The organism is Klebsiella sp. NPDC088457 (assembly GCF_044900465.1).
Classification (GTDB): domain Bacteria; phylum Pseudomonadota; class Gammaproteobacteria; order Enterobacterales; family Enterobacteriaceae; genus Klebsiella.
Window position 1 is genome coordinate 73,142 of record NZ_JBJDNH010000003.1, and the last position, 13,330, is coordinate 86,471.

Annotated in this window: 10 protein-coding genes; 3 read left to right on the forward strand and 7 right to left on the reverse strand. The window is 56.7% G+C overall.

All coding sequences use genetic code 11. The annotated features are described in order from the left end of the window. Positions 1–9 precede the first annotated feature (9 nt). From ACI2JR_RS03500 to ACI2JR_RS03530, 7 genes are all read right to left on the reverse strand, one after another. Entirely contained in the window at positions 10–1,794 is a 1,785-nt protein-coding gene (locus ACI2JR_RS03500; protein ID WP_132730708.1) for a GMC family oxidoreductase, read from the reverse strand. A gap of 2 nt (positions 1,795–1,796) precedes the next feature. Next, a complete protein-coding gene (locus ACI2JR_RS03505) occupies positions 1,797–2,543 on the reverse strand; it encodes a gluconate 2-dehydrogenase subunit 3 family protein (protein ID WP_132730707.1) in 747 nt (248 codons plus the stop codon). A gap of 650 nt (positions 2,544–3,193) precedes the next feature. Continuing rightward, positions 3,194–4,264: an ABC transporter ATP-binding protein gene (locus ACI2JR_RS03510; protein ID WP_132730706.1), complete on the reverse strand. Its 1,071-nt coding sequence runs from the start codon at positions 4,262–4,264 to the stop codon at positions 3,194–3,196. After that, the gene (locus ACI2JR_RS03515; protein ID WP_132730705.1) at positions 4,257–6,026 is read right to left on the reverse strand and encodes an ABC transporter permease; all 1,770 of its coding nucleotides are present in this window, start codon (positions 6,024–6,026) and stop codon (positions 4,257–4,259) included. The genes ACI2JR_RS03510 and ACI2JR_RS03515 overlap by 8 nt, the downstream gene beginning before the upstream one ends. Positions 6,027–6,135: 109 nt before the next feature. Beyond that, positions 6,136–7,224: an ABC transporter substrate-binding protein gene (locus ACI2JR_RS03520; RefSeq protein ID WP_462477896.1), complete on the reverse strand. Its 1,089-nt coding sequence runs from the start codon at positions 7,222–7,224 to the stop codon at positions 6,136–6,138. Positions 7,225–7,635: 411 nt separating this feature from the next. After that, positions 7,636–8,454, reverse strand: coding sequence for a phytanoyl-CoA dioxygenase family protein (locus ACI2JR_RS03525; protein ID WP_132730703.1), 819 nt, complete (start codon positions 8,452–8,454; stop codon positions 7,636–7,638). A gap of 203 nt (positions 8,455–8,657) precedes the next feature. Next, complete coding sequence (locus ACI2JR_RS03530) at positions 8,658–9,572, reverse strand: LysR family transcriptional regulator (protein WP_132730702.1); 915 nt, start codon at positions 9,570–9,572, stop codon at positions 8,658–8,660. A 498-nt stretch (positions 9,573–10,070) separates the two neighbouring features. Here ACI2JR_RS03530 and ACI2JR_RS03535 point away from each other — a divergent pair, with 498 nt between their 5' ends. From ACI2JR_RS03535 to ACI2JR_RS03545, 3 genes are read left to right on the forward strand one after another with little or no spacing between them, the layout of a single operon-like run. Further along, complete coding sequence (locus ACI2JR_RS03535; protein WP_132730701.1) at positions 10,071–11,591, forward strand: amino acid ABC transporter permease/ATP-binding protein; 1,521 nt, start codon at positions 10,071–10,073, stop codon at positions 11,589–11,591. A 25-nt stretch (positions 11,592–11,616) separates the two neighbouring features. Then, positions 11,617–12,489: a phytanoyl-CoA dioxygenase family protein gene (locus ACI2JR_RS03540; protein WP_462477897.1), complete on the forward strand. Its 873-nt coding sequence runs from the start codon at positions 11,617–11,619 to the stop codon at positions 12,487–12,489. A gap of 21 nt (positions 12,490–12,510) precedes the next feature. Continuing rightward, entirely contained in the window at positions 12,511–13,326 is an 816-nt protein-coding gene (locus ACI2JR_RS03545) for an ABC transporter substrate-binding protein (protein WP_132730699.1), read from the forward strand. Positions 13,327–13,330 lie beyond the last annotated feature (4 nt).

Here is a 13,330-nt window from a genome sequence, read left to right on the forward strand (position 1 = left end):
TGCCTTCCTTTATGCCTGCACCAATGGACCCGGATTTTTCAGGTACCGTTCACGGATCGCCTTCGCTGACCAGTAGGCCAGTGCGGCAACCGTCCCCGTCGGGTTATATCCCAGCCCCTGCGGGAAGGCGGAAGCGCCGATGACGAAAACGTTGTGCACGTCCCAGCTTTGCAGATAGCGGTTAACGGCGCTGGTCTTCGGATCTTCGCCCATGACCGCGCCGCCGTTCATATGGGTGGTCTGGTAGCTGGTGGTGTCAAAGTGGCTATTGGCATTTTTCGGGCTGCCGAGCAGATATTTCGGCTTCATCGCTTTGGCGATTGGCGCCATTTTGTCGAACATGAACTGCGCCATCTTGATGTCGTTTTCCTGCCAGTCAAAGGTCATGCGCAGCAGCGGCTGACCGAAGACGTTTTTATAGTTCGGATCGAGATCGAGATAGTTCTGGCGGTAGGACTGGTGGGCGCCGTGGGCATCCATCGACAGATGATGGGTGTAAGTATCGGCCACCGCCGATTTCCACTTGCTCCCCCATGCCGGCGTTCCTGGCGGCACCGGTAGCCCGGAAACCGGTTTGGTGCCGGCCTGGTTGACCCAGAATGGCGAACCACCGACAAAGCCCGCCTCGGCGTGGTCAAAGTTATCAGCGTTAAAATCATCCACCCCGACGCCGTTACCGCCGGCGCCGATAAACGGGTTGGTGAAGGTATCCTTGTCAAAGATAGCTTTGATGGTGGTCATATTCTGGTAGGCGAAGTTGCGTCCGACCACCCCTTCGCCGGTTTGCGGATCGTAAGGTTTGCCAATGCCGGAAAGCAGCATCAGGTGCACGTTGTGGAACTGGAAGGCGCCGATAATCACCAGATCTGCCGGCTGCTCCATTTCACGCCCCTGGCCGTCGACATAGGTCACGCCGGTGGCGCGCTGTTTGTCGTCGCTGAGGTTGACCTTCAGCACGTTGGCGTTGGTGCGCAGCTCGAAGCGTTTTTCCTGGCGCAGCGCGGGCAGGATGTTAACGTTCGGCGAGGCTTTAGAATACATGTAGCAGGCGTAGCCGCTGCAGTAGCCGCAGAAGTTGCACGGCCCCATCTGCGCGCCGTAGGGGTTGGTATAGGAGTCGGAGGTGTTCGCCGACGGCAGGTTATATGGATGGTAACCCACTTCCCGCGCCGCTTTCTCAAACAGCTGCGCCGACCAGGTGTTTTTCTGCGCCGGCAGCGGGAAGTCGTCCGAACGGTCCGGCGCGAAGAAGTTGCCGCCGCGGTCTTTACCGACCACCTGCCCCTTCACCGACCAGGCGGTGCCGGAGGTGCCAAAGACCTTCTCGGCCTTATCGAAGAACGGCTCCAGCTCATCGTAGGTGACGCCGAAATCCTGAATAATCATATCCTGCGGGATGAAGCTTTTGCCGTAGCGCTCTTCATAGTGGCTACGCATGCGCAGTTCAATCGGATCCACGCGGAAATGGACCCCGGACCAGTGAAGACCGGCGCCGCCAACGCCGGTACCCGGCAGGAAGGCCGCCAGCTGGCGATATGGCACCGCCTGCTGGCGGGTGTTGTGACGGATTGTGACGGTGCTTTTCGACAGATCCTGGAACAGCTTACGGCGGATATTGTAGGTCAGTTCGTCAACCACCTGCGGATAAGCACCGTCAGGCCAGGTATCGCGCATCGGACCACGCTCCAGCGCCACAACGTTTAACCCCGCTTCAGTCAGCTCTTTTGCCATGATCGCGCCAACCCAGCCAAAGCCGACAATCGCGACATCGGTTTTTTTCAGTACTGTGGCCATCGTTATGCCCTCTCCCCATTAATTGATACCGGCGGGAAGGGATAACGTTCACCCCGTTCAACCCAATCCATAAAGTCGGCGCGGGCGCCGGGAAAATTAATCAGCGTCCAGCCGACCATGCCTTTGTTGCCGCCATGAATCGGATCGCTGAAGAAGCCTTCGCGGGTGTTCTGCAGCAGATAGGAGAAAAACAGTGAAGAGGGCAGCTGCTTGAAGGCGGCGCTCCCGGCTTCGAACTGACTCAGGGCCGCGTCCTGCTGTCCGGAGGTCAGCTGTGCGAAGGCCTTGCCATACTGGTCGTGACACCATTCGTCGGCGTCGGCAATGCCGAGGTTGTAAATCTGTTTTGGCACCAGCGGCAGCTGATAGCCCATCTCTTTCGGCACGTCGGGATTGAACGGCCCCTGCATATACCAGATAGAGCCGGTGGCATACGGAGTATTCATCTGACGGTCGATGAACTCCGGAACGCCGGCTTCGCGTGCGCCGGGTCCAAGCTCGTCCGCCGGAATAAGGCGCGCCACCGCGGCGTTAATAAACGCCCATTCGCGCTCGTTGAAGAACTGCGGCTGCCAGTCGCTGGCGGCTGCTGATGCTGATCCCGCCGCGGATGCCGGTTCAGCGGCGTGGGCTACGCCCGCGGCGCCTGCTACGCCAACGCCGGTGCTTCCGATGACCACCGTAGGGATTAAGGCCATTGATTTTACTAAAAAATCACGCCTTGAGTTATTGGTTTTCTCGCTCGACATGTTCACATTCCTGTCAATTAGGTTACTGTTTTTGTAGGTTACAAACCCAGCAAACGCTGATTTGGAACCGGTTCCAAAAAGGTGCCGCTTTAGCGGACCCGTGGCACGGCGCCATTAAGTCGTACAAAAAAATAAATCGCTACCGGCGATGGTTTTTATAGGGTTATCGTTTGGATATTAGTCGATTCTCATCACTCGTCAGGAAAAAGAAAAAAATATCTCCGTGCAGGTGATAATGAGAACGTTTATTAAATAACCCGAAGGCAGAAATTCATGCGGAATCAGGTTCGGGATGGGTCTGACTGTTACCCAAAAAAGAGTGATATGTATCACAAATGTTATTTTTTGTTTATGGTACATGGCTGTCTGGCGGGGTGCAAACGCTAGATTCGGCAAAAAGTAAACTTTTTGAGCGGTTAAATTAGTTACTTCCTGATATTAACTATCTTCCGCTCAGCAATTATTCAACTATTTATCATCGGTCCCCGATTGCGCGGTGAATAATAAATTCCGGCGGACAGAAAACGAAAATGAATATTATCACCGGAATGAAACTGTTTCCCGGGGTGATATTTTTAGCCAGCCGGAACCGGCATTGCCGCCAGCGAACGCCGGGCGGTTCTCCCCCGCCCGGCGTGACGCGCAAGGGCTCAGGATTGCGGGAAAATCCACAGATCCTCGACCGGAAGCGTGAGATGGCACTGCTCAGCATCGCGCAGCGATGTGCCGTAGGCGCGAATCGCAAAATCGTCTCCGCGGGTGCGGAACAAATATTCCCAGCGGTCGCCAAGGTACATGCTGGTCAACAGCGGGAGTTCCAGCATATTATCCTGCGGCGATGCGCCAAGGCGCAGACGCTCCACGCGGATCACCGCCGTCGCCTGCTGGCCGACCTTGACCCGGTTGTCCGCCAGGCCCCATAGCGCCCAGCTGGCTCCCTCGATCCTTGCCCGCCCGTCGGCCACGGCGGTGATTTTGCCGTGCAGGCGGTTGTTGCTGCCCATAAACTCGGCGGCAAACAGCGTGGCCGGATTACCGTACATCTCCTGCGGCGTCCCCTGCTGTTCAATCACCCCATTGTTCAACAGCAGGATCCGGTCAGAAATGGCCATCGCCTCATTCTGATCGTGGGTCACCATCAGCGCTGACAGCCCGAGCTTGATAATCAGCTCGCGCAGAAATACCCGCGCCTCTTCGCGTAATTTGGCATCGAGGTTCGACAGCGGCTCATCGAGCAATATCACCGGCGGGTTGTAGACCAGCGCCCGACCAATCGCCACCCGCTGCTGCTGCCCGCCCGATAGCTGATGCGGGTGGCGGTTGCCCAGATGGCCAAGGCCCAGCTGATCGAGCACCGCCTGAACCCGCTGCTTAATGTCGCCAGAGGCGACCTTGCGCAGCTTGAGCGGATAGGCGACGTTTTCGAATACCGTTTTATGCGGCCACAGGGCGTAGGACTGAAACACCAGCCCCAGATTGCGCTCCTCCGCCGGGATCTCGCTGCGCGGGTTGCCATCGTAAACGACCTGCTTGCCGATAGTAATCCGCCCGCCGGTCGGTTTCTCCAGACCGGCGACGGCGCGCAGCAACGTGGTTTTTCCGCTGCCCGACGGCCCCAGCAGCGATACCACTTCCCCGCGTTTCAGATCCATTGACACCCCTTTCAGCACCGGGTTGTCGCCGTAGGTCAAATGCAGATTTTCTACTGATAATTCAATCATGTAATTTCACTCCAAAGCGCAGGGCGATCCCCAGGCCGATAACCACCAGCAGGATATTGATAAACGAGAGTGCGGCCACGATGTCGATGGCCCCGGCGGCCCACAGCGAAACCAGCATCGAACCAATGGTCTCGGTTCCCGGCGACAGGAGATACACCCCGGTGGAGTATTCGCGCTCAAAAATCAGGAACATCAGCAGCCAGGAGCCGATTAAACCGTAGCGCGACAGCGGCACCGTCACATGGCGGGTGATCTGCCCGCGCGAAGCGCCGGTGCTGCGCGCGGCCTCCTCCAGCTCCGGCGCCACCTGCAGCAGAGTTGAAGAGATCAGCCGCAGGCCGTAGGCCATCCACACCACGGTATACGCCAGCCAGACGCTGAAAATGGTATTGCGCAGCGCCCGCAGCTGTACGATCAGATGCTCGCGCAGCCAGTCGGCAACCGGCAGGCCGGAGAGCCAGCCGTTTTTCAGCGCCTGATCCAGCCACATCGGCAGGAACAGGAACACCCATAGAAACGCCAGCCCGGCCAGCAGCCCCGGCACCGCGCGCGGCACCAGCACGCTGTAGTCAAGAAAACGGGTCACGTTATCCGGCTTACGGTGCATCGCGATCCCGACGAACAGGTAACAGACGACCGCCAGCGCGCCGCCAAACACCCCGATCGCCATCGAGTTGACGATGGCGCGGAGCAGGTTCGGCTGCTGCCAGATATTGTGGAAGGTGGCCAGCGACAGCTGGTCCCAGATGGAAACCCCAACGCCCCAGTTGGAAATGAACGCCCGCAGCGCCACGCCGAGCAGCGGGACGCCGATGGTCACGGTCAGCCAAAAGACCACCACCGCGCCGGCAACCCAGCGCCACTTTCCGAGCGGCAGCGCGCGCGCCTGCGAGGCTTTCCCTTTCATCGTGACGAAACGGTTGGCGGTGCGCATCAGCCGACGCTGCAGCATGACCAGCGGAATGGTAATACAGATAAGCACCACCGCGACCGCCGCCATCAGGTGATACGAAGGCGTGCCGAGCTTATTGGTGAGCTTGTACAGATAGGTAGCCAGGACCATATTGCCTTCCGGATCCCCCAGCACCAGCATCAGGCCGAACACCTCCAGCCCGAGGAAGAACAGCAGGACGCAGGCATAGAGAATCGACGGGCGCACCATCGGCAGGCTGACCGAGGTCATGACCTGCAGCGGGGTGGCTCCCACCGTTCGCGCCGCCTCTTCCACATCGGAACCGACGCTACGCAGTGCGGAAGAGATATACAGATAGGCATGCGGTACGTGGGTCAGCCCGGCGATAACCACGATGCTGAACATCGAATAGATGTTCCACGGCACAAACCCCAGGAGCTGCTCGGCCCATTGCGAGAAGAAGCCGACCGGCCCTGCCGCCACCACATAGCCAAAGGCCAGGACCATCGGCGAAACAAAAATCGGCACCAGGATCAGCGGTTCAATCAGGCGTCGGCCGGGTAAATCAGTGCGCACCATCAAGAAGGCGAGGATCCCGCCGAGCGGTATGGCGATCGCCACCAGCCCAAATGCGAGAATAAAACCGGACTTCAGCGCGAGATAAAAATCGGGGTCGGTGAAAATAAACGCGAAGGCGCCCAGGCTTAACTCTTTGGAGCGGGCAAAAAAAGGTGCCGAAAGAAAGCTCTGCACCACGATAAATAATAACGGGACATAAATGACCAGGGCCGTTATCAATACCACGATGCCGCGCGGTAGCCCCTGCCATTTTCTGCGTAATACATTCATAGGCCATCCCTTTGGTCAGGTGCTTTGAACAAACCAGACGGGTGTTGAAAACCTGGCTCACCAGGCGCAAAAAGGGTGGCGCATCCGGCGATGCGCCACCTGAAAGGGATTATTTGGCCGCCGCCGTGCGCCATTGTTTGATAAATTCCAGACGTTTTTTCGGTTCCAGATATTCCAGCAGCGTTTCATCGACCGGAATCGGCTTCAACGCGTTACCCAACATTTTGGTCATCCCGTCGATATCGTTTTGCCCTTCAATATCGTTACGAATAGACGGGATATCGGCCTGAGAGGCGAGAATGCTTTGTCCTTTTTCCGACAGGACATAATCGAACCACAGCTTCGCCGCATTCGGATGTGCGGATTCCTGGGTAATAAACGCAACGCGCGAAAGCACCAGAACATAATCTTTTGGATAGGAAATGCCTAACGACGGGTCGGTTTTCGCCCGCGCTTCCGCATAGGAGCCGAGGATGTTATAGCCCACCAGGTTTTCACCCGAGGAGACCCTTTCCATCATCGTCCCGGTGGACGATTGTACGGTCAGGCCGCCTTTCGCCATCCCGGCCAGATCGGTAAAATAGTTGGCGTCGGCTTTGCTGTCCTGCACCGCCAGCATAAAGCCCAGCCCGGACTTTTCGATGTCGTAGGTGGTGACCTTGCCTTTAAATTTGTCCGTCTGGGCGGCGACCAGTTTCGCCAGCGCGGTGTGCGAATCCGGGACGTCGCCTTGCGGAATCAGGCGCTTGTTATAGATAAACACCACCGGCTCATAGGTCGTACCGTAGGCTTTTTGCTGCCAGACCGCCCATTTCGGCAGTTTACTCAGCTCGGGGGAAGCGTAGTCTTCGGCATAATCGGTCGCCAGTTTTAACGCCGTATCCATCGAGGAACTCCAGACCACATCGCCGCTGCCGCCGCCTGCGGCCTGTTCGCTGATATAGCGGTTATACAGTTCGGTACTGTTCATATCGTTATATTCAACTTTAATGCCGGGATACTGCGCCTCAAACCCTTTAATTAACGGACCTGCCGCTTTGGTATCCGTCGTCGAATAGATGACGACTTTGCCCTCTTTCACCCCGCCATCCACCACTTTTTGATAATCTGCCGGGTAACCCGGCGGAAGTTCCGCCAGCGCGGAACAGGAGAAGACGGTCGTCAGCGAAACCACTAAAACAGCAATTTTCCTGGACATAAACCAACCTTTAATTATCATTTATTAAACACAAATTTAACATATAGCGGGACGTCAGGGCGTTGCAACGACGGAGGGTATTTTTTTCCGGCTTTTGTGACGCTGGCGTAATTTAAATAAATAATCTCTGACAATGCGCCAACGATCGACGAATGCGGTGAGGAATAATCGTAGCAAGCAGCCGGCGTCAAATATTAAACCCACCTTAAGCGGGCATTTTCGCCGTCAATGAAACGATAGATTGCACGATGATGAATGGTCACCGGCCAGAATCGCTATCGATAATTAGCGGTGGTCATGGGGTTGCGGGAAATAATTTGCGCCCGGAGGGTTCCGCAGGGAGGGAAAATAGCGCCTTGTGGATATCGATTAGGGCCTGAACCCGATTCAGACCCGCGAATGTTCGTGCGCCTATTCCCGCGGCCACACCTGCGGAAACAGCGGGGAAACCAGCGGTTCGCCATCCTTCAGTGTCAGTTCCGGGAACGGCGGCGAGGTAACGCCCCCCCGATCGACAAAGGTGGCATCATCGCCGACCCAGCGGGCGGAGAAGACCCGCCGCGCGCGCTGGGTTGCATTCCCCCTCGCGCCGTGCAGCGTCCGGTAATGGAAGGCCACCGCATCTCCCGGTTCCAGCGCCCAGCTGACGATATCGTACTCATCCTGATGGGCGTCGATATCCGGCAGCTCTTTGAAACGACTGTGGGTATATAGCTTTGAACCGTTAAAACGGGTGGGGCTGTACTCTTCCCCCCAGCGATGGGAACCGCGAATACAACGTAATGAAATCTCTTCCGCCACCGGGTCCAGTGGGATCCAGAAGCTGACGTTCTGCTGCCCTTCGACACAATAATAGGGCTGGTCGTGATGCCAGGGCGTCACCGTGCTGCCGCCTGGCTGCTTCACCAGCGTATGTTCGTGGAAAAATTTCGCCGTCTTTGACTGCATCAACGCCGCGGCAATTTCTGCTGCCGGCGACTGGCGGACAAAGCGCTCAAAATCAGCGATCCGCGACCAGTTACAGTAATCCTGGAAAAACGGCGCGGAGCCGTCTTTCGGCACCACCGTTCGGGCGTGGCCGTACTCGCTGGGGTTGGCCATCAGTTCCGCGACGCCGCTGGCGAGACTCTCAATCCACGGCGTGAAGACCCCTTTCAGCAGCACCACGCCGTCCGTCTGATAGCTGTCGATCGTCTGCTGATCTCTGTGCGAATAACGCTGATTTTGCATAGCTGACCATCCTGTATTGATCAATGATGCGGCTGATGGTTTCGCCGGGCTCGCCAGGCGCGTCGTCACCGCAATGGACAGTCCTCAGGTTATTTAATCTCCGCACAACGGTAAATTATTATAAAACGAGTCGCTGAATAGAAATTTATGAGCCTTAATGACGTGACCAAATAAATAGTCTGCCGTACCGACAGCCTGTTTATTTAAAGATGCGCCGGCGTTAATTCAATGCTGCGACAATAATCCATAAACAGCTGAGTTGGCCGGGTGGGTTCATTATTGGCGAGGTGCGCCATAATTAACGTCGACGCCGGCATCTCATCTTCAATATCCAGCTGCACCAGCCTTTCTCCGTCATAGGTCATATCGCAGAGCGGTCGGGTCACTAATACCGAGAACCCCAGCCCCTGCCCAACCATGCAGCGCACCATTTCTATCGACGGGGAGCTGTACGCTACTTCCGGGTGATAGCCCTTTTCTTTAAATATGGTGATGAAGTAATTCTTGCTGGGCACCGCATCAAGCAAAATCATCGGCTCATGGCTTAATTCCTGTAAGGTGACGCTATTTTTCCGGGCTAACGGGTGGCTCGCCGGCAGTAAAGCATAGGGCTTATGCGGGGCATTGAGCGTCTCTTTATTGACCGAATGGCCTAATTCGAGATCGTACACCAGGGCCAGATCAAAGCGTCCGCGATGCAGTCCGTGCATCAGTTCATGCTGTTCGCCATCGTACAGTTGCAGCGTGATGTCGGGATACATCTTTTTAAATCCCGCCACCAGTTTCGGCATATATAGCGGCGCGACGGATTCAAAGCAGCCTACGGAAATCGTTCCGGAAACCAGCTCTTTATCGGCGCGGGAATTCTGCTCGAACTCATAAGAGAGGCGCAGCAGCTCTTTCGCCTTTTCATAAAAGCGCCGTCCGCAGGAGGTCAGCGACACCCCCTGGGCATGATGGCGAATAAACAGCTGCTGCTCGAAGGTACTCTCCAGATTTTTGATCGCAATCGAGATCGACGGCTGGGCAATATGCAACTGCCGGGACGCTTCGGCGATGCTTTCGGTCTCTACAACGGTAACGAAGTATTTCAGTTGTTTGAGCGTGAATCGCGTCATAGCCTCACCCTTTATGAAATATTGTCCGCAATGCAAACGGCTTAGTTTTCTGATATGCAGCTGCAAGCATCATGCCATTCCAGCTTCGGCACGTTATTCCGTTGCTGAGCGAATGTTTTATTTGTCTTTGCTGGCGGCTGAAAATAATTGCCTGCGCCCTTCCCGAGGTTAATTGCACCAATCTGAATCAGATTGCACCATATTAATCACCCGCTCGCCCCAATATTGCACAAAGCGCTATTTCCGCGCGCATTACGTTGACCAGCTGCAGCAATTGTTTTTTTAATGTTTCGTTCTTGTTTCGCGCTCATTGCTTTAAATTTATTGAAATTAATCTACCTATATAGTTTTTTTAGACTTAAAGACCAAAAATTTACTAATTGCCTCGCGACGAAAACTGCCAGCATAGTGTTATTGCAAGATAAACCCTGGCGATGCCCCATTTTTGATCATCGGTATCGCGTTCATTTCCGTTAATTATGGCGAGTGAAATAGCCCATGACGTTTAACTGGAACTACATGTTAAGTCTGCTCAGCGATGCAGATTTTTGGCAGGCCACCTGGACCGTCATTAAATTAAGTTTGCTGACCTGGGGTTGCAGTATTGTGCTGGGATTTGTTCTCGCCCTGGCTAAGCAGTCGCCGCGCAAACTGTTTAATGTGCCGGCGCGGCTCTATATCTGGCTGTTCCGCAGCCTGCCGCTGCTGGTACTGCTGATTTTCGTCTATAACCTGCCCCAGGCGGTGCCCTCTTTCGCAGCGGTCCTTAACGACCCGTTCTGGGCCGGCCTGCTGGCGATGGTACTGAGCGAAGCCGCCTACGTGGCCGAAATCCACCGCGGCGGGCTGCTCTCAATCCCTAAAGGGCAAGGCGAAGCCGCCAGAGCGCTGGGGCTGCGCTATGCCGGCACGCAATGGCGAGTGATCATCCCCCAGGCCCTGCGCGTCGCCCTGCCGGCCCTCGCCAACGAATATATTGCCGTCGTCAAGCTCAGCTCGCTGGTGTCGGTTATCTCCCTGACCGAGATTTTGATGGTCGGTCAGCGCCTTTACTCGCAGAACTTCCTGGTAATGGAGACCATGGCCGCCGTCGCCTTCTACTACGTGCTGATCGTCACCGTCTTCGACTTCCTGCTCAAACGTTTGGAAAGCTATCTCGACGTCACCCGGCGCAAAGTCACCCGCCAGGTCGATAGCGAGATGCAGCGGCTGGCAACGGAAAAACGTCCGCTCGTGGTCCACAGCGCGCCTGATAACGCCCAGCCGGCGCTGCAGGCCTCAAAGCTGCATAAAGCCTATAACAACGTTGAAGTGCTCGGCGCCGTCAGTCTGCAAATCCAGCCCGGGGAAGTGGTGTCCGTGATCGGCCCTTCCGGTTCTGGAAAAACCACGCTGATCCGCCTGCTTAACGGGCTGGAGCAGATCGACAATGGCGAAATTCGCATCAACGGCCAGCCGTTTATTCATCTTGACCGCCAGGGGGTACAGAAACCGCGCTTTATGGAAAACGCGCAGTACCGCCTCAACATCGGCATGGTGTTCCAGAGTTTTAACCTGTTCCCGCATCTGACGGTACTCGGCAACCTGCTGCTGGCCCCGCGCTATCACCGTCTGGCGGCGGAAGCGGAGCTGAAACAACACGCCTGCGAACTGCTGCATAAGGTCGGCATGCTGGAACACGCGTGGAAATATCCGCACCAGCTCTCCGGCGGCCAGCAGCAGCGCGTGGCGATTGCCCGCGCCCTGATGATGCGCCCGCAGATCATGCTGTTCGATGAACCCACCTCGGCGCTTGACCCGGAAAAGGTCAACGAAGTGCTCCAGGTGATCGAATCGCTGGCCCATGAAGGCATCACGATGGTCATCGTGACCCACGAAATGAATTTTGCCTTCAAAGTTTCTGACCGGATTGTCTTTATGGAAAAAGGGCGCGTGGTCTGCGACGACACGCCCCAGGCGATGCGTGACGGTAACCATCCGCGTGTGGACGCGTTCCTGAAAGATGTCTCCCTGGCTTAACCTTCTATTTGTGAAAGGAAAAATTATGATCGCGCCGTGGCAAATCGAACAGTTTCAGCAACAAGGTTTTCTGGTGGTCGAGGAGGTACTTACCTCTGCAGAGGTGAACGCCCTGCAGCAGGATTTTGATGCCTGGGTAGAGGAGAGTCGCCGCCATACCGAGGTCTGGGGCGAGACCCTGGACGGCCGTCCGCGCTTTGACCTCGAAGGCGACCACCGCGCCGACCATCCTTCTCTGCGCCGGGTAAGTTCGCCGACGGAGATCTCCGCCGCCTACCACCATGCCGCGCTGACATCGCGCATGGCGACGATTGCCGCCCAGCTTATCGGCGGCAGCGGGACCCGTTTTCATCACAGTAAAATCAACTCCAAGCTGCCGCACACGGCCACCCAGGTTAAATGGCATCAGGACTTTCTGTTCACGCCGCACAGCAATGACGACATCATCACCGCCCTGCTGATGGTCAGCGAGGTCACGCCGGAAAACGGCCCGCTCAACGTGGTGCCGGGAAGTCATAAAGGGCCGCTGTGGTCCCACTGGCAGGAGGAGCGCTTTAGCGGGTCGGTCGCCGATGAGGTGGTCGCAACGCACTGTCAGCAGCCCACCGCCTGCTTTGGCCCCTCAGGCTCGGTGTGCTTTATGCATACCCGCCTGCTCCACGCCTCCAGCCCGAATGAAACCGACCTGCCGCGTACCTTATTTATCAGCGTCTATGCCGCGGAAGACGCCCTGCCGTTCGGCGAAAACCCGTTGCCCAGCGTCCACGCCGGGCAGCTTGTCGCCGGCGTCGAGAGCGGCCTGGTCCGCAGCGCCGCTCATCAGTTACGTTTGCCGCAGAAACCGCGCGGTGCCTCATTCTTCGTTCAACAGGCCGGCCGCGATCCAGCCAGCATGTAATTGCACCCTTTGGAGGTTTTTATGACACGATTTAATGCTCTGCTTCTGTGCGCCGCTGGCGCACTGACCTCATTCAGCGCCCTCGCGTTCCAGCAGCCGGGGAAAATCACCGCCGGCTCGGATATGACCTTTTATCCGTATGAATATATGGAGAACAATAAACCGGCCGGGTTTGACGTTGAGTTTCTCGCCGGGCTGGCCAAAACCCTCGGCCGCGAGTCGGTCAATATCGATACCCGGTTTCCCAACCTGATCCCCGGCCTGCAGGGCGGCCGGTTTGATATCACCAATTCTTCGATGTACATCACCGCCGAGCGCCTGAAGGTGATCGATATGGTGCCGTACCTGAAGAGCGGCGAGTCGATTCTGGCGCTCAAAGGCGCGAGCTATCAGCCGAAGACCCCGGAAGAGTTTTGCGGGCACAAAATCGGCTCAATGGGCGCCACCTCCTGGCTGGCGCAGTTGCAAAAGCTTTCCGCGGAATACTGCGTGAAAAAAGGTCTGCCGCCGATTGCGCTAAGCGAATACAGCACCGACCCGCAAACCACCCAGGCGCTGCTGTCGCGGGCGGTGGAGGCGCAGATCACCGATGCCGCGGTGGCGCGCGGGGTGATTGAGAAACTGGGCGACCGGGTGGTTATCTCGTCTGATACCTTGATCTACCCGGTCCTCAACGGCTTTGGCGTCAAAAAGGGCAACAGCGAAGTGAAGAGCGCGCTGGAGGAGGGCCTGAAGAAATTCAGCGCCACGCCGGAGTATGCCGCGCTGCTGAAAAAATATCACTTCCAGCCGCCGACGGAAGAAGACCTTCACACCCTGATGCCGAAAGTGGACTAACGCG

Coding starts and splice junctions, on each gene's coding strand:
- ACI2JR_RS03500 (WP_132730708.1), bottom strand. CDS start 1,794: ATGGCCACAGTACTGAAAAAAACCGATGTCGCGATTGTCGGCTTTGGC.
- ACI2JR_RS03525 (WP_132730703.1), bottom strand. CDS start 8,454: ATGCAAAATCAGCGTTATTCGCACAGAGATCAGCAGACGATCGACAGC.
- ACI2JR_RS03505 (WP_132730707.1), bottom strand. CDS start 2,543: ATGTCGAGCGAGAAAACCAATAACTCAAGGCGTGATTTTTTAGTAAAA.
- ACI2JR_RS03530 (WP_132730702.1), bottom strand. CDS start 9,572: ATGACGCGATTCACGCTCAAACAACTGAAATACTTCGTTACCGTTGTA.
- ACI2JR_RS03515 (WP_132730705.1), bottom strand. CDS start 6,026: ATGAATGTATTACGCAGAAAATGGCAGGGGCTACCGCGCGGCATCGTG.
- ACI2JR_RS03520 (WP_462477896.1), bottom strand. CDS start 7,224: ATGTCCAGGAAAATTGCTGTTTTAGTGGTTTCGCTGACGACCGTCTTC.
- ACI2JR_RS03545 (WP_132730699.1), top strand. CDS start 12,511: ATGACACGATTTAATGCTCTGCTTCTGTGCGCCGCTGGCGCACTGACC.
- ACI2JR_RS03535 (WP_132730701.1), top strand. CDS start 10,071: ATGACGTTTAACTGGAACTACATGTTAAGTCTGCTCAGCGATGCAGAT.
- ACI2JR_RS03510 (WP_132730706.1), bottom strand. CDS start 4,264: ATGATTGAATTATCAGTAGAAAATCTGCATTTGACCTACGGCGACAAC.
- ACI2JR_RS03540 (WP_462477897.1), top strand. CDS start 11,617: ATGATCGCGCCGTGGCAAATCGAACAGTTTCAGCAACAAGGTTTTCTG.